Here is a 21,173-nt window from a genome sequence, read left to right as displayed (position 1 = left end):
GCTGGCGGTGCTGTTGACCGCCGGCGCGCTCACCGCCGCCGCTCCGCAGGCCCAGGGAGACGGTGCGCGCACCGAGATCCCGGTGGCGTCGACGCATCCCGCCGACGGTGTGGCCGAGTCGGTGGTGCGGGTGAAAGTGCCGTTGCCGCAGTCGTTCGGCGCCCGTCCGACGGCGTGCGACTGGCTGTCGTATCTGCGCTACCGTGCCGCCGACGGGCCGAGCGCGTCGGCCGACGCCGACCGGATCCTCGTGGCGCAGCCGGGCATCCTGGAGGGGGCCGGAGCGTTCGACAGCGTCGCCCGCGACACGGTCGCCCAAGCAGCCGCGCAGGGACGGCACATCGAGTTCTGGGCCCTGGACCGGCGCTCCAACTGCCTTGAGGATCCGACCGGTATCGCCTCCGGCGACCAGCACACAGCCGTCGACTACTACTACCGGGGCAAGGCCGTCGGCGGCCGGACCTTCGCCGGGTTCGTCGGCAACGACCAGCTCGGCTGGATGGCCAGGCTCGGCATCGAACAGACCGTGCGCGACGAATACGACCTGCTCGTGGCCGAGTTGCCCGACCAGGGGCTGCGCAAGCGCAAGGTGCTGTGCGGCGGGCACTCGCTCGGCGGTGTCATCACCGGGTACTTCGCGGCGGCCGACTTCGACGGCAACCCCGCGACCACGGCGGACGCCGGGCAGAACCAGTGCGCCGGGTACTTCGCCCTCGACACGACGATCTCCACCTCACTGGCGGACCTGAGCGGCAGCATCCCGGACGACACCAACCTGCCTGATATCGGGCTCGGTTACGGCGTCGTACAGGCCGGGCTCGACAGCGGGATCCTGTCCCGCTCACTGTCCGCGCCCGTGCTGCTCAACCCCGAGACGATGACCCTGCTCGCCATCGCGGGCCTGGGCGCCGTACAGGACCCGAGCGGCGAGGCGGACCTGCCGTCCTACCTCCCCTCCAACGTCAACATCGAGGCCACGAACCGCTTCCTGTTCTCCAAGGACGCCGCCACGTTTCTCACCGGCTCGCCCGCCGTGAAGGACTTCCGGCTCACCAACGACGCGGTGCTCGGGTCCTTGATGGACGACAACTCCGTGCCGCTGGCCTTCCTGCAGAGCAGCGTCGGCTTCTTCGACGGCGGGCCGATCGTCGACAAGAACTTCCCTGCCGCCAACGGGAGTTCGGACCAGTCGCAGTTGTTCGGCGTCGAGTACAAGGCGATTCCCGCACAGCCGCACGGGCCGCTCTACACCTGGCGCGATTACGACCGTGTCGGCGCCGCCGACGACCCCGGCTACCGGTCGGCCGACGGCACTCCGTTCACCGACGCCGGCAAGGAGGTCACCGACATCCACGAGCTGGCCCGCAGCATGGGGGAGCAGCCGTTGGACTTCACCGAGCAGTACTTCCCGACCAAGCTGGTCACCGACATCGAGCTGGCCACCTCACCGCAGGTGCGGCAACTCCTCGTGCACCCGGGCGGGTTGACCGCCAACCCGACGCTCACCGTCCTCGCGGGCGACGGACTGCTGGCCGGTCACATCCCGGCCGGCCTGCACCCCGTGATCGCCCCCGGCTACCAGCACCTCGACGTACTGACCGCGGCACCCGTCCAGAACGACGGCCACCCCGAGGTCGTCTCCAGCAGCCTCGCGGCGTTCGCCGCGTCACCCAAGCAGTCGCCCAAGTAGCCGTCCTCGTACGGCCGTTCGCGCACCGACAGGGCCCGGGAGGATCAACTCCCGGGCCCTGCCGTGTTGCTCGGGCTCTGCCGTGACGCTACGGCTCAGATCTTGCCCGCGGCGAACGTGGCCGCCGCGTCGGCGTCGGAGGTGTAGCCGAGGTGTGCCCCTACGTCGGTCCCGCCGTTCTGACAGATGGGGTCACCGTTGGCGCAGAAGTCGATGGTGCGGCTCTGGTACGTGCCGGTGACGCTCTTGCCGAGGGCCCGGATCGGGTTGCCGAACAGCAGCACGGCGGCGACTCTCGGCGCGAGCGCGGCGGGGATGGTCGCCACGATCGGGCTGCCGACCACCGCGCCGGCGCTGCTGATTCCTATGGAGTTGTCGACGACGTTCGCGCCCTGCGAATAGCCGACGAGAATGAAACGCTGATTGGGGCAGGCGGCAGCTTGCGCGTTGACGTGGTTCACCACATCGGCGTTTCCCGTCGCGGCGGACGTGAGGGAAAGGTCGGCGGGATAGTTCACCGCATAGCTGGAGAGACTCTTGCCCGTGATTTTCTTCTGGAGCGCGGAGAACACCGGGTCGCCGACGATCAGGCCGAGTGTGCCCGGCTCGAAGGTGCCGCGAGCCGCCACGACGTCGAGGTCAGAGCAGGTGGCGGCCGATGCGGTGGGTGCGGAGAGGGTGGTGAGCCCGGCCCCGCCGACCAGTGAGAGCGCGGCGAGGCACAATCGAATACGCATGGGGATCCTTTGAGGGTGGGGCGCGTGAAGCGCCTGTGGAAAGGACTGTCCCGAAGGTATTCGCGTTCCCGTTCCCGGTGTTATGGACGGGAATTCAGAAACTCTCTCTGTTTTTGTCGGCTCGTGAGTCGCGGTCACCTCGTGAGTCGCGGTCACCCTCCCGCAATGCCGCCGAACGCAGCGCGAGGATCAGGTCCAGCCGGGTGCCGGGGTCGTGCAGGGACGCGCCGAAGAGTTTCTCCAGCTGACGCAGGCGGTAGCGGACCGTCTGGGGGTGGATGTGGAGGCGGGCGGCGACATCGGGGACGTTGCTGCCGCTGAGCAGCCAGGCGAGCAACGTCTCGGCCAGTCGCGGGCGTTGGCCCTCGGAGGCGGCGTCGAGCGGCGCCAGGGCCCGTAACTCCAGCTGGGCGAGCAGCGGTTCGTCGCTGTGCAGCAGCAGCGTCGACAGATGGTCGGCGCACAGCACCACGCCCTGCCGGGGCAGCACCCCGCGCCCCATCAGCCCCAACGCCCGCGTGGCCCAGTGCAAGGACCGCGCGGCCTCGACGACCGGCACCGTAGGACCGATCGCCGCCGGACGGCCGCCCAGGCCGAGGACGAACGACCGCCCGCCGAACCGGCCGTAGCCCTCCGGATCCGGCACCAGCACGCGCGGCGGCCGTGACTCCATGTCCGCCAGCGCGCCCGGCATCGCCGGCGGCCGGTCCTCCGCACGCGGGTCCGCGGGGCCCGCCAGCGCGATGACGGCGACCTGCGAGGGCACCCGCCACCGCGCCCCGTGCGCCAGGTCCTGCAACGCCTCCGGGGCCACCGGCCCCTCGCCCAGCAGCAGATCGAGAAGCCGCCCGCGCCGCCGCTCCACCTCGTCCGTGCTGCGCGACTGCGCCTCCGCGTACCCGGCGGCGGCAGCCTCCGCGACCTCGTGCACGGTCCGGAACGCCAGCTCTCCCAGCGCGGACACCACCGCCGAATCCAGGCCGAGTTCCTCCGCCGTACGGCCCATCAGCCGCCAGGCGTGCAGCCCGCCGACGCGGATCGCCGACTGCAGCGCGTCCAGGCTGCGGCCCTCCAGGGCCTCGCCGCGCCCGAGTTCCTCGTAGTACGCCGCCGCCATCGCGGCGTTCTGGCCGTGCGGGTCCGCGATGTGGTCGACGAACAGCGTGAGCGCCTGCACCACCCCGGACCTGAGGTTCTCGCGGTAGGTCCCGTCGGCCGGCCGCGCGTAGTCGGGGACCTGTCTGCGGACCACGTCCTCGACCTCGTCGCAGACGGCGGCGAGTTGGGCACGCAACAGCTCGGCCAGGTCGGGTGGAACCAGCGCGGTTCCGGGCTCGGTGGGTACTCCGCGCGGGGTGGGGACGGCCACGACGGACACTCCTTTCCCCCGGAGGCGGCTCGCCCACGGACTGTTGCCCGTGAGGCGAGGGGGACGTCCCGTGTTGGACGGTCGTCCCCTGCGCTCCGTTCCGTGCCCCGGCTGCACCGACATCACTCCGGCAGCCCCAGCGCACCGGCGAGCATCGGCCACGAGGTGGTGAACTCCCCTTTCCAGTAGGCCCAGCTGTGACCTCCTCCCGAGTAGAAGTGCGTGGTGACCGGAACGCCGAGCAGCGCGAGAACGCCGGTGAAACTGTGCGCGGAGGGCCACAGCAGACTCTCCAACGCCTCGGGCAGCCAGTCGCCCGAACCCCCGGCCACACCACTGCCGTTGGACACGTACAAGGGTGTCCCGCGCAGTCCGCCGGCCCGGGCGCGCGGGTTGAAGGCCTGCCAAGTCAGCGCGTCCAGAAGGGGGTTGCCCCAGAGGGAGCGGGGCGCCAGACTCTCGCGGGCGACGATGGCGTCCACCAGCGAGGGCACCCCGGGGGCCGTGGTGTCGAGGATGCCGCTGTAGGACGCGGCGGCGGTGAACGCGCCCGGGTGACGGGCCGCGTGCGCCATCGCGCCATAGCCGCCCGTGGACACCCCGGCGACGGCACGCACACCGGACGCCCGGTAGTCGCGGGCCAACAGCGCCGGAACCTCCTGGAGTTGGAAGGTCTCGTAGTCGGGACCGCCGCGCCAGGTGCTGGGGATGCCGGTGGGACCCGCGTCCGGCATCGCCACGATCAGGTCCCTGCCCTCGGTGAACGCCTCGATGTCCGTCTCCCGGGTCCACGACGTGTAGTCGTCGTGCGCCCCGTGCAGCAGATACAGCACGGGATACGTCCGTCCGGGCTGCGCGTCGAAGTCCGACGGCAGGATCACCCGCACCGGCGCGCTGCGGCCGAGCGCCGGCGACGACACGGACACGTCGAACGTGCGCGCCGAGATCTGCGTCGCGGCCCGGGCCCGTCCTACGGCGGTCGTGGCACCGAACAGAACGGCCAGTCCCGTGGCTGCAGTTGCCCTCGTGACGGCGCGTCGGGATATCCCGTGGGGGTGGTGGTGCGGCATGGCGGCTCCTCAGGCTGGTTCGGCGGGTCCCTCCGGCGAGGCGAGCACCCGCCGCAGATGGGCGGCGATCTCGTCGACGTACGGCGGGTCGAGCAGCGACAGGTGATGCCCCGTCACCGGGACGACCGCCAGACGCGGGCACACCTCGTCCCAGCCGAGCGCGTCGTCGTCCCGTTCGTACGCCGGGTCACGCACGGTGTGCGGGGCCGGTTCGGTGGCCCGGTACAGCAGCACCCGCCCCTCGTACCGGCCCGGCTGGTGCGCCTCGCCGATCCGCAGGTCCAGGTAGGAGGCACGCTGGTGCTCCAGCGCGGCGGGCGGCACCTTCACGGCTCCGCGCAGGGTGCGCAGCACGAGGTCGATGCGCTCGTGGTCGTCGTCCATCGCCACGAGTTCGTCGTAGGGCAGGGGGAGTTGGACCCCGTAGGTGTCGGCGATGTGCTGGGCGAAGCCCGTGAGGTGCGCGCGGACGCGGTCGGCGGGTGCGCGGTCGGGCTGGGGGAGGGGGCGTACGGAGTCGATGAGTACGACGAGCTCGACGTCCCGCCCGGCGGCGGCGAGTCGGCGTGCCGTCTCCTGCGCCACGAAACCGCCGAAGGACCAACCACCCAGCAGATACGGTCCGTTGGGGTGGACGGCGGTGATCGCCTCGGCGTAGCGGCGGGCCTTCTCCGACACGGTGCGGGCGTCCTCGATCCGGTCCAGACCGTGCACCGGCCGGTCGTCGTCGCTCAGGTGTCGGGCGAGTGCGCGGTAGACGTCGGTGGTTCCGCCGGCGGCGTGGAAGAGGAAGAACGGGGCACGCGTGCCGCCTCTGTGGAGCACGCGGACGGGATTCGGGTCGTCGTTCAACTGCCTTATCCGGTCGACCACTTCGGCGACCGTGGTGGCGTCGAACAGGTCGCGCAGGTGGAGTTCGACACCGAAGTCGCGTTCCAGGGCGGTGCGGATGCGGACGGCCATGAGGGAGTCGAGGCCGAGGTCGGTCAGTGGTGTGGTGGGGGTGATGCGGGCCGTGGGGTGGCCGGTGACGGTGGCGATGTGGTGGCTGAGGCGGGCGACCATCGAGTCTTCCGGGGCCGGGGTCGGGGCAGGCTCGGCCCAGCGGTGTGCGGTGGGCGCCGCAACGGGAGTTCGGCCGTCGGTCCACCAGTACCGGACGTGCCGCCAGCGCGGTGCCGGGAGGTCGATGACGCGGCCGTCCGGCAGCGGGAGGTCCAGTCCCGCCGCGTACAAGGCGCCCAACTCCGAGAGGAACGCGGCGGATCCGTCCGCGTCGCGGCGCAGCGTGCCGACGGTGAGGGCGCCGGGCACGTTGTCGGTGATGGACCGGACGAGGACCGGATGCGGCGAGATCTCCACGAAGGCGGTGTGCCCGTCCGCCGCAGCGGCGGCGAGCGCACGGTCCAGCCGTACCGGCCGACGCAGGTTGGCGGCCCAGTGACCGGCGTCGAACTCGCAGGCGCCGCGCGGGTCGTCGAGGACGGTGGAGTAGACGGGGATGCGTGGTGGCCGACCCGTGACGTCCGCGAGGGCCTCGGTCAGTTCCGGCAACAGCGGGTCCACCTGCGGTGAGTGTCCGGCGCCGACGACCCGCATGGCCCGGGCGGCACGCCCTCGCTCCTCCAGCCGGCGTACCAGCCGGGCGACCGCCATCTCGTCACCGGTGACGACCTTCTGCCGGGGTGAGGAGTGCACGGCGACCTGAACACCTGGGAAATCCCGCTCCAGGGAAGGCAGTTCACCATCATCCACGTCGACGACGGCCATCGCGCCGCCCTGCAGTCCACCGAGCAGCCGAGCCCGTACGGCGACGACCCGGGCCGCGTCCGCCACGTCCAGCGCGCCCGCGCAGACGGCGGCGGCCACCTCTCCCAGGGAGTGACCGATCACGGCGACCGGTTCGACGCCGTAGGACCGCCACAGCTCGGCGAGCGCCAACTGGACGCCGAAAAGGACGGGTTGAGCGACATCCAGCCGGTCGAGATCCCCGGCGGAGGCCAGGTGCTCATGGAGGGAGAAGCCGAACACGTCGGAGAGCTGTGCGTCGAGCTTCTCCACCGCGGCGGCGAAAGCCGGTTCCTCCAGGAGCAGTTGGCGCCCCATGCCGGCCCACTGGCTGCCGTACCCGGAGAACACCCATACCGGACCCCGCCCTACGAGATCACGGTCCCCGGTCATCACCCGCGCGTCCCGGCTGCCGCCCTGCGCCAACGCGCCCAGCGCATCGGCCAGTTCGCCCCCGTCGTGCGCGACGACCGCAGCGCGTACGGGTCCACGCCCGACCCGTCCCGCGAGCGTGCGCGCCACATCGGCGGGGCGGGCGGCGCTCCCTTCGGGCGTACGGAGCCACGCGGTGAGACGGGACGCGGTGTCGCGGACCCGCTCGGTGTCGACGTCGGAGAGGAGGTGGAGGCGGGCGGCGGGCGCTTCTACTGAGGGGACGGCGGGATCAGTGCCCCGGAGGACGGCGAGCTCGTCGACCGGGAGGACCGCTGGCCGCCATTCCTCCAGTACGGCATGGGCGTTGGTGCCGCCGAACCCGAAGCCCGAAATGCCGGCGGTGGCCGTGCCGCTGTAGCGGGGCCATGGTTCGGGCTCGGTGACGACGCGCAGCCGTGCGTCGTCGAGGGTGGTGCCGTGCAGCGACGGTGGGACGAGGTCGTGGTGGAGGGCGAGGACCGTCTTCACCAGGCCGGTGATGCCGGCCGCGGATTCCAGGTGACCGAGGTTCCCCTTCACCGAGCCGAGCAGCAACGGCTGTTCGGGGTCACGGCCCGCGCCCAGCACCGCGCCGAGCGCGCCCGCTTCGATCGGGTCGCCGAGCGGAGTGCCGGTGCCGTGTGCCTCTACGTGGTCGACGTGGGCCGGGGCGAGTCCGGCCCGTGCGTACGCGGTGCTCAACAGGGCTTGCTGGGCAGCGGGGTTGGGGGCGAGCAGGCCGTTGGAGCGGCCGTCGGAGTTGACGGCGGTGGCGCGGATGACCGCGAGGACACGGTCGCCGTCCCGTTCCGCGTCGGACAGCCGCTTCAGCAGTACCGCCGCGCAGCCCTCACCGCGTCCGATGCCGTCGGCTGCCGTAGAAAAGGGCTTGCAGCGGCCGTCCGGGGCGAGGGCGCCCGCTCGTTGGAAGGCGACGCCGACGACGGGGGAGAGGAGGACGTTGACTCCGGCGGCGATCGCGGTGTCGGTCTCGCCGGTGCGGAGGCTGACGCAGGCCTGGTGCACGGCGACGAGGGAGGACGAACAGGCCGTGTCCACGGCCATGTTGGGCCCGCGGGTGTCCAGCACGTACGCCAGTCGGCCCGCCGTGACGCTGAGCGCCGCGCCCGCCGGGGCCCACGGGTCGACGGCGTTCGCGTCGGCGCCGGTGAGCTGTCCGTACTCCGGGGCCGAGACGCCGACGTAGATGCCGGTGGCCGTACCCGCCAGGGCGGTGGCGGGGACGGCGGCGTGGTCGAGGGTCTCGCGGACGACCTCCAGGAGGATGCGCTGCTGGGGGTCCATCACCGCGGCCTCGCGCGGGGTGATCCGGAAGAAGTCGGCGTCGAACCCGGCGATGTTGTCCAAGTAGCCGCCGTACAACGGTGTTTCGGGGGGTGGGAACGCCGTGAAGTCGGCCCATCTGTCCTCGGGGACACGGCCGATCGCGTCGACGCCGTCGATCAGCAGGTGCCAGTAGTCGGCCGGTCCGCGCACCCCGCCCGGCAGTCGGCAGCCGACCCCGATGACCGCCACGGGCTCGCCCGGGGCCAAGGCAACAGGGGCCTCCTGCGCGGCAATTCGCGTGGCCGTACCGCACACCCGCTCCACCAGCGCGTCCACGGTCGGCGCCTCCCACAGCAGGGTCGCCGGCAACTCGTGGCCCGTCAGCGAGGACAACTCGCCCGCCAGTACGACCGCGTCCCGTGAGGACATGCCGAGGTCGGCCAGGGGGCGGTCCAACGGCGCGTCGTCGACAGGGGTGTTGTTCCACTCGGCGACCCGGTCCGCGATCCGGCGGCGCAGCAGCGTTCTCGTGTCGGCGGCCGTCATACCGCGGTCTCCGCCGCGTAGGCGCCCTCCAGATAGCGGGTGCGGGTCAGGGCCCGGGACACCTTGCCGCTGGAGGTGCGGGGCACGGTGCCCGGTGCGACGAGGACGACGTCGGCGAGCCGCAACCCGTGCCGGGCGGAGACGGCCGCGCGTACGGCACGCGTCAGGGCCGGTACGTCGATGTCGGCGAGACTGGTCGTACGCGCGTGCTCGACGACGACCACCACCCGCTCGCCCGCGCCGCCCGGCACCCCGAACGCGGCGAGCCGGTCGCGTCGTACGGCGTGATGCGCGTCCTGGGCGGTGGCCTCCACGTCCTGCGGGTAGTGGTTGCGGCCGTCGACGACGATGAGGTCCTTGAGGCGGCCGGTGACGATCAACTGCCCCTCCAGCACGGTCCCGAGGTCACCGGTGCGCAGCCAACCGCCCGGCGCGTCCTCGCCGAGCGTGGCGCCGAAGACGCGTTTGCTCTGCGCCGAGTTGTTCCAGTAGCCGCGCCCCACATTGGGACCCTGCACCCAGATCTCCCCGACCTCCCCCTCGGCCAGCACGGCATGGGCGACCGGATCGACGATCCGCACCCGCTGCCCAACCGGCGTTCCGCAACCCGCCAGCAGCACGGCTCGCGGGTCCTCGGGCCGCGCGGGCAGGGCCTTCCCGGCGGCGAGGGCATCACGGTCGAGGGCGAAGCGGCCGAGCGGGCGGCCGGGCCGGGCGGCGCTGACGAAGACGGTGGCCTCGGCGAGCCCGTACGACGGACAGTGGACCTCCGCCGCGAGCCCCTGGGCGGCGAACGCGGCGTGGAAACGGTCGGCGGTGCCGGGCCGGACGGGTTCGCTGCCGTTGATCAGCGCGGCGATCCCGTCCAGCCGCAGCCCCTCCTTCTGCGCCCCGGTGACGGCGGAGGCGCAGTAGTCGTAGGCGAAGTTGGGCGCGGCACTGAGCGCCTGCGGATGCGTGGCCAACAGCCTTAGCCAGCGCGCCGGTTCGTGCAGGAACGCGGACGGGTCCATGAGCACCGACAGCAGGCCCCGGACGACCGGGGCCGCGACGCTCAGTACCAGCCCCATGTCGTGGTAGAGCGGCAGCCAGCCCACGCAGGTCATCGGGTGCGCGTCGGCGCCGTAAGCGGCAAGCGCCTGGCGGGCGTTGGCGACGACGTTCGCGTGGGTGATCTCCACGCCGGCCGGAGCGCGGGTGGAGCCGGAGGTGTACTGCAGATAGGCGGTCGCGCCCGAATCCGGCTCGGGTGCCTGCCAGTTGAAGGCGGCGGAGTCCGGGACCCGGTCCGCCGCGAGGACCGGAACGTGGGCACGCTCGCAGAAGTCCGTCACCTCCGCCAGGACGCGGCCGGTGGTCACCACGACCGACGGGCGCGCGTCGCCCAACACCCCGACCAGCCGGTCGCCCTGCCCCGGCAGACCGGGCGGATACAGCGGTACGGCGACCAACCCGGCCGTCAGCGCCGCCAGGAAACCGGTGATGTAGTCCGTCCCCTGCGGGCACAACAGGGCGACCCGCGAACCGGGTTCGGCGTGCTCGGTGAGCCGGGCGGCCAGTGCGCGTACGCGCAGATCCAGCCGCTGCCAGGTCAGAGTGCGGTGTACGCCACGGGAGTTGGGGGCTGGATGGTCGACGAACGTGAACGCCCGGCAGTCCGGGGTCGTTTCGGCCCAGTGCCGCACGTACTCGGGCAGAGTCCGGTACGCGGGCGCGAGCGGGGGGCGGCGGCTGTCCATCGGGCGTGGCTCCTCACATCGCGGTACATCGCGGTGTCGGCTGACGAGGGTGAACGAGGTGAACAGGGCGGTCAGAGCGGGATGTTGCCGTGCCTGCGCTCCGGCATCGGGGCGCGCTTGCCGCGCAGTGCGCGCAGGGCGCGGCTGACGTGGGCGCGGGTGTCGCGCGGGGCGATCACGTCGTCGACGTACCCGCGCTCGGCGGCCGGGTACGGCGTCCCGTGCGTGGACTCGTACGCGGCGACCAGGTCGGCCCGCAGCGCCTCGGGGTCGGCGGCGGCGGCGAGTTCGCGCCGGTGCAGCACGCCCACGGCGCCCTCCGCGCCCATGACGGCGATACGCGCGGTGGGCCAGGCGAGGTTGAGGTCGGCGCCGAGGTGCTTGGAGCCCATCACGGCGTACCCGCCGCCGTACGCCTTGCGCACCACCACGGTGACCTTCGGGACAGTCGCCTCGGCGTACGCGTAGAGGAGTTTGGCGCCGCGCCGGATGATGCCGCCCCGCTCCTGGCGGACGCCGGAGAGGTACCCCGGGACATCGGCGAAGGTCAGCAGCGGGATGCCGAACGCGTCGCAGAACCGTACGAACCGCGCGGCCTTCTCGGAGGCGTCGATGTCGAGGACACCGGCCGAGTGCAGCGGCTGGTTGGCGACGACCCCGACACTGGCGCCCTCTACGCGGGCCAGGGCGCAGATGATGTTCGGCGCGAACAGCTCCTGCACATGCAGGAGTTCACCGTCGTCGACGACCGCGTGCAGGATGTCCCGCATGTCGTAGGCCTGGCCGAGCCGGTCGGGCACGACCTCGTCCAGCGGGGCCCCGGCGGCGACGGAACCGGGCGCGTACTCCGGTGGCCGCTCCAGGTTGTTGGCGGGAAGGTACGACAGCAGATCGCGTACGGTGTCGAGCGCGTCCCCCTCGTCGGCGGCCAGGAAGTGGGCGTTGCCGTTCACGGAGTTGCTGGTGCGGGCACCGCCCAGCTTCTCGGCGGTGGTGCGTTCGCCGGTGACCGCCTCGATGACGTCGGGGCCGGTGACGAACATGTGCGAGGCGCCGTCGACCATCACGGTGAAGTCGGTGATCGCGGGGGAGTACGCGGCGCCGCCCGCACACGGGCCCAGGACGACGGAGATCTGCGGGATCACCCCGGACGCCTTCACGTTGCGGCGCACCAACTCGGCGTAGAGAGCAAGGGAGTTGACGCCCTCCTGGATGCGGGCGCCGCCGGAGTCGTTGAGGCCGACGACCGGGCAGCCGGTCTTCAGGGCGAGCTCCATGAGGGCCACGGTCTTCTCGCCGAAGGCCTCGCCCATGCTGCCGCCGAAGACCGTGGAGTCCTGCGCGAACACACAGACCGGCCGCCCGTCGACCGTGCCGTACCCGGTCACGACCCCGTCGCCGTAAGGCCGTTGGGCACCGTCCCCGATCGCTCGGGCCCGTACGAAGCCACCGGTCTCCGCGAACGAGCCCGCGTCCAGCAGCCGTTCGATCCGCTCCCGCGCACCGAGAGCGCCGTGTCTTCTCGGCGCGGCCGTTACCCCTGCCTGTGCCCGACGGTGTTCCAGGTCGGCGATGCGTCCGGCGGTGCGGTCCGCCGTGTCTGTCACTGCCGTCAGGGATGTTGTCGCCTCTAGCGTCACAGCCACCTCCGAAGTGGTTCTCGAATATGGCAGCGATTCGGGAGCGGACCGAGGGATCGCCGTTCTGTTTGCGGGAGTTGAGTCCCGGGCGACGGAGGTTCGTCCTGAGGTGACAAGGGAGTGACGTTGTCGGGCACAGCGGATATGCGGCTGCGGTCCAGACCATTAGTGTGGGCATGTCACTGGCAACGTTTCCATTCCCTCTTACGTGCCCCCACCGATGTGACTACAGGAGGACCCCGGATGAGATCGTCGATGAGTTGGCCCTTGAACGCGGCGGCCGACGGAACCGAGAACCGCGTACTGCGCCCCCTGGCCCTCGTGTTGACCGCGCTCCTGCTCGGCGTCGCGGCACTCCTCGGCGTCCCGCAGCCCGCACAGGCCGCGGCGGGCACAGTGTCGGCGTACCCGGTCCCCTCCGTCTACCCGGCGTCCACCGACTACAAGTTGACCGTCAACGGAACGTCCGTGCCCGTCACCAAGTACACGGGCTACGACATCGCCCAACTCGCCCTCGGCACAGGCACCGCCACCATCTCCGTGACCAAGCTCAACAACACGGACATCGGCGCGTACAGCATCAGTCCGCAGAAGCTGGGCATCACGGGAACCGTCAACGGCCCGACCCTCACCTTCACCGTCCAGAACGACGAGTACCTGATCGTCAAGCTCGACGGCCGCCCCAACCTGGTCATCGCCGCCGACCCGGCCGAGACCAACCGCCCGGCGACGAGCGGCACCGGCATCTTCAACGTGCAGAGCGCGCCCTACTCGGCCCAGCCGAACACCGGCGCCTACACCACAACCGCCTTCCAGAACGCCCTCAACGACGCCGCCGCGTACGGCTCGGCGAACGGCACCCAGGGCATCGTGTACGTCCCGGCCGGCGTCTACACGCTGGGCAACCTCTACCTGCGCAGCGACCTCGCGTTCTACCTCGCCCCGGGCGCGGTGCTCCGCTACACCGGCGAGGCCGGCCACTATGTGGTGAACGGACACAAGACCTCGCAGGGCCGCGACCTCACGTGGTTCATCTCCACTCGGTACTCCTCGACGAACATCAAGATCTACGGCCGCGGCATCATCGACGGCAACGGCCAGGCCGCGCTCGCGCCCTCCAACCTCGGCGTGAACCTCCTCGCCCCGATCTACACGAGCGGCTTCACGGTCGACGGCATCACCTTCCGGGAGTCCAGCAGTTGGGCGGTCATCCCGCTGCGTTCCTCGGACATGACCTTCCGCAACATCAAGATGTTCAACAGGTTCGACATGGGCGAGAACGACGGCATCGACGTCATGGAGTCCACGAACGTCACCGTCGACCACGCGATCGGCATCGGCCTCGACGACCCGTTCAGCACCAAGACCTGGCCCGCCGGCGCCGACATCTACAACTCGGTCCCCGGCACCCCCCGCCCGCTGGACAACGTCACCTTCAACGACCTTGTCTCCTGGACCTATTGCTACGGCGTCAAGGTCGGCCAGGGCGTCTACGAGTCGCAGAACAAGGTCACCTTCCAGCACGTCGTCGTCTACGACGCGGCCGTGGGCATCGGCGTCCACCACAAGTACGGCACGGCGAGCGCGACGAACCTCAAGTTCGATGACATCGACATCGAGCGGCTCAGCTTCAGCAACGACGGCAACCGGACCTGGCTCGCCATGATGACCGGCAGCACGGCCGGCATCGGCCCGGTCACCGGCGTCACGATCTCCAACGTCCGGGTCCGCAACGCCGGCACGACCGCCGCGCGCGTCAACGGCCTTCCCGGCGCGCCCATTTCGGGCGTCGCCCTGAGCCACATCGTGATGCCCGGCAGCACGACCGGCGCGACCACCCTGAGCCAGGTCAACCTCACCAACCTCTCGGACTACGGCAGCCTGACCATCACTCCCTGAGGTCAGACCGGCAGGGGCGTCGCTCCCCAGGGTTCGGCCCAGTCGTAGACGAGGGTCTCCGGGCCGGACCGCCAGCGACGGGGTGCGGTGGTGGACAGCCAGTCGAGCGGCTCGACACCACCGGGTGTCCCGCCGTCCAGCGCGAGCCCGACGGCCGCCGCGAGGTCGGCGTCCGTACGGTCCGTGCGGGCGGCGGGATCCACCGACACGAACAGCGCCGTACCGGAGCGCGCCACCAGGTCCAGGAACTGCCGGTTGAGGTTCCAGTCGGTCTGCGGTGTGCAGGGCACGCAGTCCGCGTCCACGGTGAAGAACCTGTTGTGCTGGGCCAGTCGGAAGGCGAGCGTGTTCACGCCCATCCGCCGGGTCCGCTCCCAACTACGCCCCGAGGTGTCGTCACCGCACCGCTGCACCCGCACCAGCCCCGCGGCCAGATGCCCGACCGTGTTGCAGCCGATCACCACCGCGCCCCCGGCGGCCTCGGCGATCGTGCGGTACAGGCGGACCAGGATCTCGGCACTGGTACGGGACCGGTCGGCCAACGACCAGCCCGGCGAGGCGAGTTCGGCGGGGGAGTCGGAGGCGAAGCGGCCGAAGATGTCGTACGTCGAGAAGTCGTGCTTGATGAGTTGGTACCCCCAGCGCCGGAACCGGGTCACGTCCTCGGCGACCGTTTCGAGCGCCACGTCCAGCGAGGGATCGAGGGGGAAACCGGAATCCCTGAGCATGCCGGGCCGGACGGCGGTGGTCTCGGTCCTCGACAGCAGCGGACGGAACCACAGGCCGGGGCGGGCGCCGGTCTCCGTGATCCGGGCGGCCAGTTCCGCCATGTCGTCGAACACGCCCGGCAGTCCGGTGTCCCAGGGGCCGCCGGGCGCGGAGCCGCCGCCCTCGGTCCAGCCGTCGTCGATCACGCAGTACGGGCGCACGGGATGCCCGTCGGCGTACTCCACGACCGTCCGCGCGTCCCGCAGCACCGCGTCGGGGCCGAAGTCGCGGCCGTAGGCGTAGTACCAGTTGTTGCAGCCCACGACGGGACCGGTGGCGGGGAGCGGGTCCGGGCTCATGGCGGCGCAGAGCGCCTCGTGCGCGGTGAACGGGGTCGGGCTCGCGGCGGTCACCACCGTGGCCACGTCCAGCTCGCGCTCGCCGAGCAGCACGGGCAGACCGCCGCTCCGGACGTCCGCCCAGAGGGCGATACCGCCCTCGTCGACCGTCCAGGAGCAGAGGGCACCGGCTCGGGTCCGCACTCCCCACCCGGTAGTTGGGCCCCCGAACGCCCCACCGGTGATCAGCACATACCAGGGCAGCGCGCGATCCGGTTGCAGCGTCCGCCACTGAAGGTCGCCGTAGCCACGCTCCCAGGCGTCCCCGAGAATCCGCGCGTCCTCGGGCGCGTCGAGCCGCCAGCGCAACACGATCCGCGACAGGCCCTCGGCACCCGCGCGGGCGCGCACCCGTAGACCATCGGCCGTGCGCTCGGCGCTGACCTGGGCGCCGCGCACCGTCCAGACGCCCTCGGTGACCCCGACCGCCGCATACGGCCGGGTGTCGTCGGCCATGACATGGACGGAGTCGGGCAGACACGGCACGGCGGGCTCCTCGGGGGCGGGACGACGGCGGGTCGGACGCGGGGGTCGTATCGGGAACGGGCCGTGGGGCAACGGGAGTTCGCTGTGCCGCAGGTGTTGGTTCGGTTGGGTGCGGCGGTGTCGATGCCGGCGGCGGGGTCTCGGTGGTCGGTGTGCGGTCGAGGTGGGAACGGGAGGCGTGGGCGCGGGAGTCTGTTGTGCCGTAGGTGTTGGTTCGATGGGGCGCGGTGGCGCCGACGCCGGTGGCCTTCTCGGTGGGCGGCGCGACGGTGGGTCCGGAACGGTCCTTGCCGCAGGGGGAGTTCGCCGCCCGGGACGTGCTCTTTGCACGGGCGCAGCGTCCGACGGTCGGTCTCGGCGGCCGGTGCAGGGCCGCGGCCGGAACAGGCCTTGCGGCAAAGGGAGTTCGCCGCCCAGGGTGCGCTTCTTCGTGCGGGCGCGACAACCGGCCCCGACGGCAACGCCGACGCCCGACCACCGGCCCCGGAGGCGCCGCAGCGTCACGCCGGCCCGCCGCCCGCCCCCGACCCGCCGGGCAACGCCCGCGGATGCACCGGAAACAGATGCCGGACCCCCTCCCCGCACACCTCCAGGGCAAGCTCGCAGAACATCGCGTTCGCCCAGCCGAACCAGTCCCGGGTGAACCGGCCCGGTGCGTCGACGTGGAAACTCTCGTGCATCAGGCCGGTACCGGCGGTGGTGGCAGCCAGGGTGTCCAGGGCCCGAGCCGCCTCGTCCGTGCTGCCGGTCAGTCCTGCGGTGGCGATCGCCAGCGGCCAGATATGGCGGTCCGGCGTGTGCGTGCTGCCGATCCCGGACGCGTAACTCCCGCTGAAATAGGAAGGGTTCGCCTCGGAGAGCGCGAAGCGTCGGGTGGCCCGGTACAGCGGGTCCTCGGGCGCGCACCAGCCGCTCAGCGGGAGGCTCAGCAGACTCGGGAGGTTGGCGTCGTCGCAGAGCAGCGCCGCGCCGAGGCCGTCGACCTCGTAGGCGAGCACGGAGACGCCGTCGACCTCGGCCACCGCGTGCGTCAGGATTCCGGCGTCGATCTCGTCGGCCAACCGCCAGCACTCATGGGCGAGTTCGGTGTCGTCGAGGACCGCCGCCGCCAGTTCGGCCAGCCCGTGCAGGCTCGCCGAGGCCAGCGCGTTGGCCGGGACCAGATAGCCATGGGCGCACGCGTCGTCACTCGGCCGGAAGCCCGACCACGTCATCCCGGTCCGACCGACCGCCGCACCACGGCCGTTGAGGGGCAGACTGTCTCCGGCGAAGGGGCCGGACGGCCGGACGAACCGGTAGGGCGACCGCGCGTGGGACTGCTCCGCCCGCCACAGCCGTACGATCAGCCAGGCGGCGCGGTGGAACGCCTCGTCGAGATGGTCCTCGCGGCCGGTCGCCCGACGTAGCGCGTACGCGAGCTGCAACGGTGCGCAGAGGGAGTCGAGTTCGTACTTGCGCTCCCACACCCAGTCGCCCGGCGTCGGTCTATCGCAGGGTTCGCCGTGCGCGCCGGTGGGGCCGTCGTTGAAGGCGTTGGCGTACGGGTCGAGCAGAACGCAGCGGATCTGGCGGCGCGAGACCCCGACCAGGACGTCGCCTACCTCCGGGTCCGTGGCCACGGCGAGGTAGGGACGGACCTGCGCCGTGCTGTCCCGCAGCCACATCGCCGGGATGTCGCCGGTTTTCACGAAGACTTCTGACGATGCGTCCGATTCCCCGGTCGACAAACCACCCGGCAAGGCGTCCGACAGACCGCCCGACAACCCGCCCGACGAAGCCCCCCAACTCATCGACGTAGCCCACGTGTTGGTCAGGCACCGCTCGACGATGTCCCCCGCCCGACCACCCCGCAACTCGCCGGCCAGCCGCCGCCCAAGCGTGCTCAGCGACTCCGGAACTGCCCACACTGTTCCGGATGTTGATCCGGGAAACGTTACCATCGCGCCTCTTGACTCCCTCATGTGGCGTGCGCCACCGTGTGATCGCCAGGGAATGGAAACGTTACCTTGAGCGGGCCGACGACCACCAGACGGTCGGGTCCGCGCGATCCGAGTGATCGTCAACTCCTCGGAGGAAGAAGGTGAGCGCGTGTGACAGCCGCTCCGCACCAAGAGACGCGAACCGCCGTACCGCCCGTGGACAGGCCTCCCGGCCGGGGGAGTCCGGGCCGCCTCGGACGCCCCTGGCGACGACCACCCAAGAGGTCCTCGGACACCCTGGCCGCGTACGTGTTCCTGGCACCGGCGCTCATCGGCTTCACGGCGTTCGTCGTCTACCCGCTGTTCCGGTCCGCCTACTTCGCGCTGACCACCTACAACGGCCTCACGGACCCGAAGTTCGTCGGCCTCGACAACTTCCGCCGGATGTTCACCACCGACCCGTCCTTCTGGCCGTCGGTGCGCGCCACCCTGCTGCTCGTCGTGCTGTACGTGCCGCTGTCGCTGGCCATCGGACTGGCCCTGGCGGTGTTCTGCAACCAGCGGATGCGGGGCGTCGGCCTGCTGCGCACCCTGTGCTATCTGCCGGTCGTGCTGCCCGTGGTGGCCACGATCACGCTCTGGAAGTTCGTGTTCAACCCCCAAGTCGGCCTGGCCAACCAGGTGTTGAACTGGCTCCATCTGCCCACCAGCGAGTGGCTGTCCGGCGACAACTCCGCGATGCCGTCGATCGTGATCGTCATGCTGTGGAGCGTCGGCTCCACGATGATCATCTTCCTCGCCGCGCTCCAGGCGGTTCCCACCGAGCTGTACGAGGCGGCCAGGCTCGACGGAGCCGGTCCCCGCACGGTCTTCTTCCGGATCACCCTGCCGCTGATCAGCCCGATCATGGTCCTGCAGGTGGTCCTGCAGATGGTGACGGCCCTCCAGGCGTTCAACCAGCCGAAGATCCTCTCGCCGGACAACCAGGGCGGTCCCGGGTTCAGCACCAGGACGCTGATGCTGTCGATCTACGACAACGGCTTCCCCAAGCTCGGGCAGGTCTCCCAGTTCGGCTACGCCTCCGCCCAGGTGTGGGTGCTCTTCCTCGTCATCGTCGTCGTGATCGCCGCCACCGCCCGCTTCTCGTCGATTTGGACCTACAGTGACCACGTCTCCTGACGTCACCAGGGCGCCGACGACGGCGCCGCCGACAGCCCCGCCGGCGAAACCGCGCAGGGCCGTACGCAAAGCATCCTGGTACGCCGTCGCGCTGCTGATCAGCTCGGTGATGATCCTGCCCATCCTGTGGATGCTCACCGTCGCGCTGAAGGGCCCCTCGGCGGTTTTCGAGGTCCCGCCGAAGCTGCTGCCCCACGAGTTCCACTTCAAGAACTTCATCGACGGGCCGAAGGTCATCCACTTCCCGCGCCTGCTGCTCAACTCCGTTGTCATCACCGGTCTTTCGGTGATCGGCGGTGTGATGACCTCGATGATGGCGGGCTACGCCCTGGCCCGGCTGCGCTTCCCCGGCCGGAAGGTCTGGTTCTACGTCTTCGTCGGCAGCATGCTGCTGCCCCCGGTGATCGGCATCATCCCGCTGTTCCAGCTGTTCAAGGACATCGGCTGGTACGACACCTGGCTGCCGCTGATCGTCCCGGCCTTCCTCGGCGGCAATCCGCTCTTCATCTTCCTCGCCCGCCAGTACTTCCTGTCGATCCCGCACTCCATCGACGAGGCGGCCAAGGTCGACGGCGCGGGACACGTCCGGATCTTCTTCAGCGTGATGCTGCCGATCACCAAGCCGGCCTGGATAACGATGTCGATCCTGGCCTTCCAGATGTCCTGGAACGACTACCTCAACCCGCTCATCTACCTGTACTCGTCCCAGAAGTGGCCGCTGAGCGTGGGCATGGCCTCCTTCGTCACCCAGTTCGCAGGACAGACCCCGGACTGGAACCTCTTCATGGCCACCAACCTGCTCTACATGCTCCCGCCGCTCATCGTGTTCTTCGTCGCCCAGCGCTACTTCATCCAAGGTCTGAGCGCCCTGGGCACCGTCAACCAGCGCTGATCCGCATCCCGTCCCGACCCACCTACGAGCCGTATGCCAGCCAGGTATCAGGAGGCCACGATGAAACGATGGATCCGTTGCGCCGGAGCGTTGCTGTCGGCGGGGGGACTGCTCGCGACGGCGACGGCCTGCGGCGGCTCGTCCGGGAAACAGTCGGACGGCAAGGCCACGGTCACCCTCATGACCTGGGAGTCCGCCGCCACCAACAAGGCCATCGACCAGGCCCTGACCGGCTTCCACGACCCGAACATCACGGTCAAGCGCGTGGACACCCCCAACGGCAACTACAGCGACAAGCTCGCGGCCCTGACCCAGGCCAAGAAGCTGCCCGATTTGTTCTGGTGCGGCAACGACACCGAGCAGCAGTACACCAGCCAGGGCCTGCTCACCGACTGGTCCTCCCGGCTCTCCGACTCCAGCGACTTCGGCGCGAGCAGCTTCGTCTCGTCCACGATGAAGAACTGGAAGACCGCCGACGGTAAGATAGGCGGGGTTCCCTCGCTGCTGAACACCTACGGCATCTGGTACGACGTCGACGCCTTCAAGGCCGCCGGCATCACCGTGCCCGCCGCCGGCTGGACCTGGGACCAGATGTTCGACGCCGCCGCCCAACTGCACGCCAAGGGGGCCAAGTACGGACTGGTCGCCGACGCCCTGACCTCCACCGACGGCCCCTTCTCCCTCAGCACGTACGCGCTGTCAGCGGGTGGCAAGCCCTTCGCCGACAACGTGCACCAGCCCACGAAGACGACCATCGACGCGACGTACACCGAAGGCGTCAGCAAGGTCGTGGCGGGCATCAAGAGCGGTGCCATCGCACCTCCCGGCTACGACATCAGCAACCAGCAGGGTCTGTTCGCCGCCGGACAGATCCCGATGCTGTGGAGCGGCCAGTGGCTGGCCGCGGGCTTCCTCACCGACAAGCCGAAGATCAAGTACGGCTTCGCGCCCCTGCCCCAGGTGACCAAGCCCGCCACCCTGTACGACGCCGTGGGCATCTGCACCCCGTCGTACACCCAGAACGCGGACGCCACCTTCAAGGTTCTCAAGTACCTCGACTCCACGGTGTGGACCAAGGTGCTGCCCGACTCCCCGGTCGCGGCCCCGGCCTATCTCTCGGCCCAGAACGCCTACTTCGGCGCCCTGGACAAGGCCGGGCAGACGACCGTCGCGGCCACCGTCAAGGCGGGACTGAACACGCCGACCACCATCGGCGTGCGCTTCACCACCCAGTGGGCGAGTCAGTCGAACGACTTGATCACCGCCTACTGGCCGGACATCCTCAACGGCAAGAAGCCGCTCTCCGACCTCCAGACGATGACCGACAAGATCAACGATGTGATCAAGAACAACAGTTAGCGCCCCGGACCGAGCGGCGGGCCGGGACCCGATACGTATCCTGAGGGCGGTCC

Annotated in this window: 13 protein-coding genes; 5 read left to right on the top strand and 8 right to left on the bottom strand. The window is 70.6% G+C overall.

Going from position 1 to position 21,173, the window contains the following annotated elements; all coding sequences use genetic code 11:
• Positions 1 to 7 precede the first annotated feature (7 nt).
• A complete protein-coding gene (locus ACFWP5_RS05125; RefSeq protein ID WP_384150563.1) occupies positions 8 to 1,690 on the top strand; it encodes a hypothetical protein in 1,683 nt (560 codons plus the stop codon).
• A gap of 95 nt (positions 1,691 to 1,785) precedes the next feature.
• Here the strand turns inward: ACFWP5_RS05125 and ACFWP5_RS05120 are convergent, their stop codons facing one another.
• The 6 genes from ACFWP5_RS05120 to ACFWP5_RS05095 all read right to left on the bottom strand — a co-directional run bounded on the left by ACFWP5_RS05120 (position 1,786) and on the right by ACFWP5_RS05095 (position 12,247).
• Positions 1,786 to 2,427 carry a cutinase family protein gene (locus tag ACFWP5_RS05120; RefSeq protein WP_384150388.1) on the bottom strand — a complete coding sequence of 214 codons (642 nt, stop codon included), beginning with the start codon at positions 2,425 to 2,427 and terminating at the stop codon, positions 1,786 to 1,788.
• Between the two features lie 94 nt (positions 2,428 to 2,521).
• A complete protein-coding gene (locus ACFWP5_RS05115; RefSeq protein ID WP_384150385.1) occupies positions 2,522 to 3,796 on the bottom strand; it encodes a PucR family transcriptional regulator in 1,275 nt (424 codons plus the stop codon).
• Positions 3,797 to 3,918: 122 nt separating this feature from the next.
• Complete coding sequence (locus tag ACFWP5_RS05110) at positions 3,919 to 4,866, bottom strand: alpha/beta hydrolase (protein ID WP_384150382.1); 948 nt, start codon at positions 4,864 to 4,866, stop codon at positions 3,919 to 3,921.
• A 9-nt stretch (positions 4,867 to 4,875) separates the two neighbouring features.
• Complete coding sequence (locus ACFWP5_RS05105; RefSeq protein WP_384150379.1) at positions 4,876 to 8,901, bottom strand: acyltransferase domain-containing protein; 4,026 nt, start codon at positions 8,899 to 8,901, stop codon at positions 4,876 to 4,878.
• Complete coding sequence (locus ACFWP5_RS05100; protein WP_384150376.1) at positions 8,898 to 10,640, bottom strand: fatty acyl-AMP ligase; 1,743 nt, start codon at positions 10,638 to 10,640, stop codon at positions 8,898 to 8,900. Before ACFWP5_RS05100 ends, ACFWP5_RS05105 begins: the two co-directional genes overlap by 4 nt.
• A gap of 71 nt (positions 10,641 to 10,711) precedes the next feature.
• The gene (locus tag ACFWP5_RS05095; RefSeq protein WP_384150373.1) at positions 10,712 to 12,247 is read right to left on the bottom strand and encodes an acyl-CoA carboxylase subunit beta; all 1,536 of its coding nucleotides are present in this window, start codon (positions 12,245 to 12,247) and stop codon (positions 10,712 to 10,714) included.
• A gap of 288 nt (positions 12,248 to 12,535) precedes the next feature.
• Here ACFWP5_RS05095 and ACFWP5_RS05090 point away from each other — a divergent pair, with 288 nt between their 5' ends.
• Positions 12,536 to 14,179: a glycosyl hydrolase family 28 protein gene (locus tag ACFWP5_RS05090; protein WP_384150370.1), complete on the top strand. Its 1,644-nt coding sequence runs from the start codon at positions 12,536 to 12,538 to the stop codon at positions 14,177 to 14,179.
• A 2-nt stretch (positions 14,180 to 14,181) separates the two neighbouring features.
• On the opposite strand, the gene ACFWP5_RS05085 is transcribed toward ACFWP5_RS05090, so the two are convergent.
• Both ACFWP5_RS05085 and ACFWP5_RS05080 read right to left on the bottom strand, forming a co-directional pair.
• A complete protein-coding gene (locus ACFWP5_RS05085) occupies positions 14,182 to 15,771 on the bottom strand; it encodes a hypothetical protein (RefSeq protein WP_384150367.1) in 1,590 nt (529 codons plus the stop codon).
• Positions 15,772 to 16,271: 500 nt separating this feature from the next.
• Entirely contained in the window at positions 16,272 to 17,711 is a 1,440-nt protein-coding gene (locus ACFWP5_RS05080; RefSeq protein ID WP_384150364.1) for a glycoside hydrolase family 125 protein, read from the bottom strand.
• Between the two features lie 150 nt (positions 17,712 to 17,861).
• On the opposite strand from ACFWP5_RS05080, the gene ACFWP5_RS05075 reads away from it, so the two are divergent.
• From ACFWP5_RS05075 to ACFWP5_RS05065, 3 genes are read left to right on the top strand one after another with little or no spacing between them, the layout of a single operon-like run.
• Positions 17,862 to 18,869 carry a carbohydrate ABC transporter permease gene (locus ACFWP5_RS05075; RefSeq protein ID WP_384150361.1) on the top strand — a complete coding sequence of 336 codons (1,008 nt, stop codon included), beginning with the start codon at positions 17,862 to 17,864 and terminating at the stop codon, positions 18,867 to 18,869.
• Positions 18,853 to 19,761 (top strand): carbohydrate ABC transporter permease, encoded by a 909-nt coding sequence (locus ACFWP5_RS05070; protein ID WP_384150358.1) that lies wholly within the window; start codon positions 18,853 to 18,855, stop codon positions 19,759 to 19,761. The genes ACFWP5_RS05075 and ACFWP5_RS05070 overlap by 17 nt, the downstream gene beginning before the upstream one ends.
• A 60-nt stretch (positions 19,762 to 19,821) precedes the next feature.
• Positions 19,822 to 21,120: an ABC transporter substrate-binding protein gene (locus tag ACFWP5_RS05065; RefSeq protein WP_384150355.1), complete on the top strand. Its 1,299-nt coding sequence runs from the start codon at positions 19,822 to 19,824 to the stop codon at positions 21,118 to 21,120.
• Positions 21,121 to 21,173: the final 53 nt, after the last annotated feature.

Source organism: Streptomyces sp. NPDC058469 (genome assembly GCF_042721125.1).
Lineage (GTDB): Bacteria > Actinomycetota > Actinomycetes > Streptomycetales > Streptomycetaceae > Streptomyces.
This window is presented reverse-complemented; position numbering and strand designations above follow the sequence as displayed.

What these genes read in the sequence shown, in the direction of transcription:
- ACFWP5_RS05120 (WP_384150388.1), bottom strand. Translation starts at nt 2,427, where the DNA reads ATGCGTATTCGATTGTGCCTCGCCGCGCTCTCACTGGTCGGCGGGGCC.
- ACFWP5_RS05110 (WP_384150382.1), bottom strand. Translation starts at nt 4,866, where the DNA reads ATGCCGCACCACCACCCCCACGGGATATCCCGACGCGCCGTCACGAGG.
- ACFWP5_RS05105 (WP_384150379.1), bottom strand. Translation starts at nt 8,901, where the DNA reads ATGACGGCCGCCGACACGAGAACGCTGCTGCGCCGCCGGATCGCGGAC.
- ACFWP5_RS05100 (WP_384150376.1), bottom strand. Translation starts at nt 10,640, where the DNA reads ATGGACAGCCGCCGCCCCCCGCTCGCGCCCGCGTACCGGACTCTGCCC.
- ACFWP5_RS05090 (WP_384150370.1), top strand. Translation starts at nt 12,536, where the DNA reads ATGAGTTGGCCCTTGAACGCGGCGGCCGACGGAACCGAGAACCGCGTA.
- ACFWP5_RS05080 (WP_384150364.1), bottom strand. Translation starts at nt 17,711, where the DNA reads ATGGTAACGTTTCCCGGATCAACATCCGGAACAGTGTGGGCAGTTCCG.
- ACFWP5_RS05065 (WP_384150355.1), top strand. Translation starts at nt 19,822, where the DNA reads ATGAAACGATGGATCCGTTGCGCCGGAGCGTTGCTGTCGGCGGGGGGA.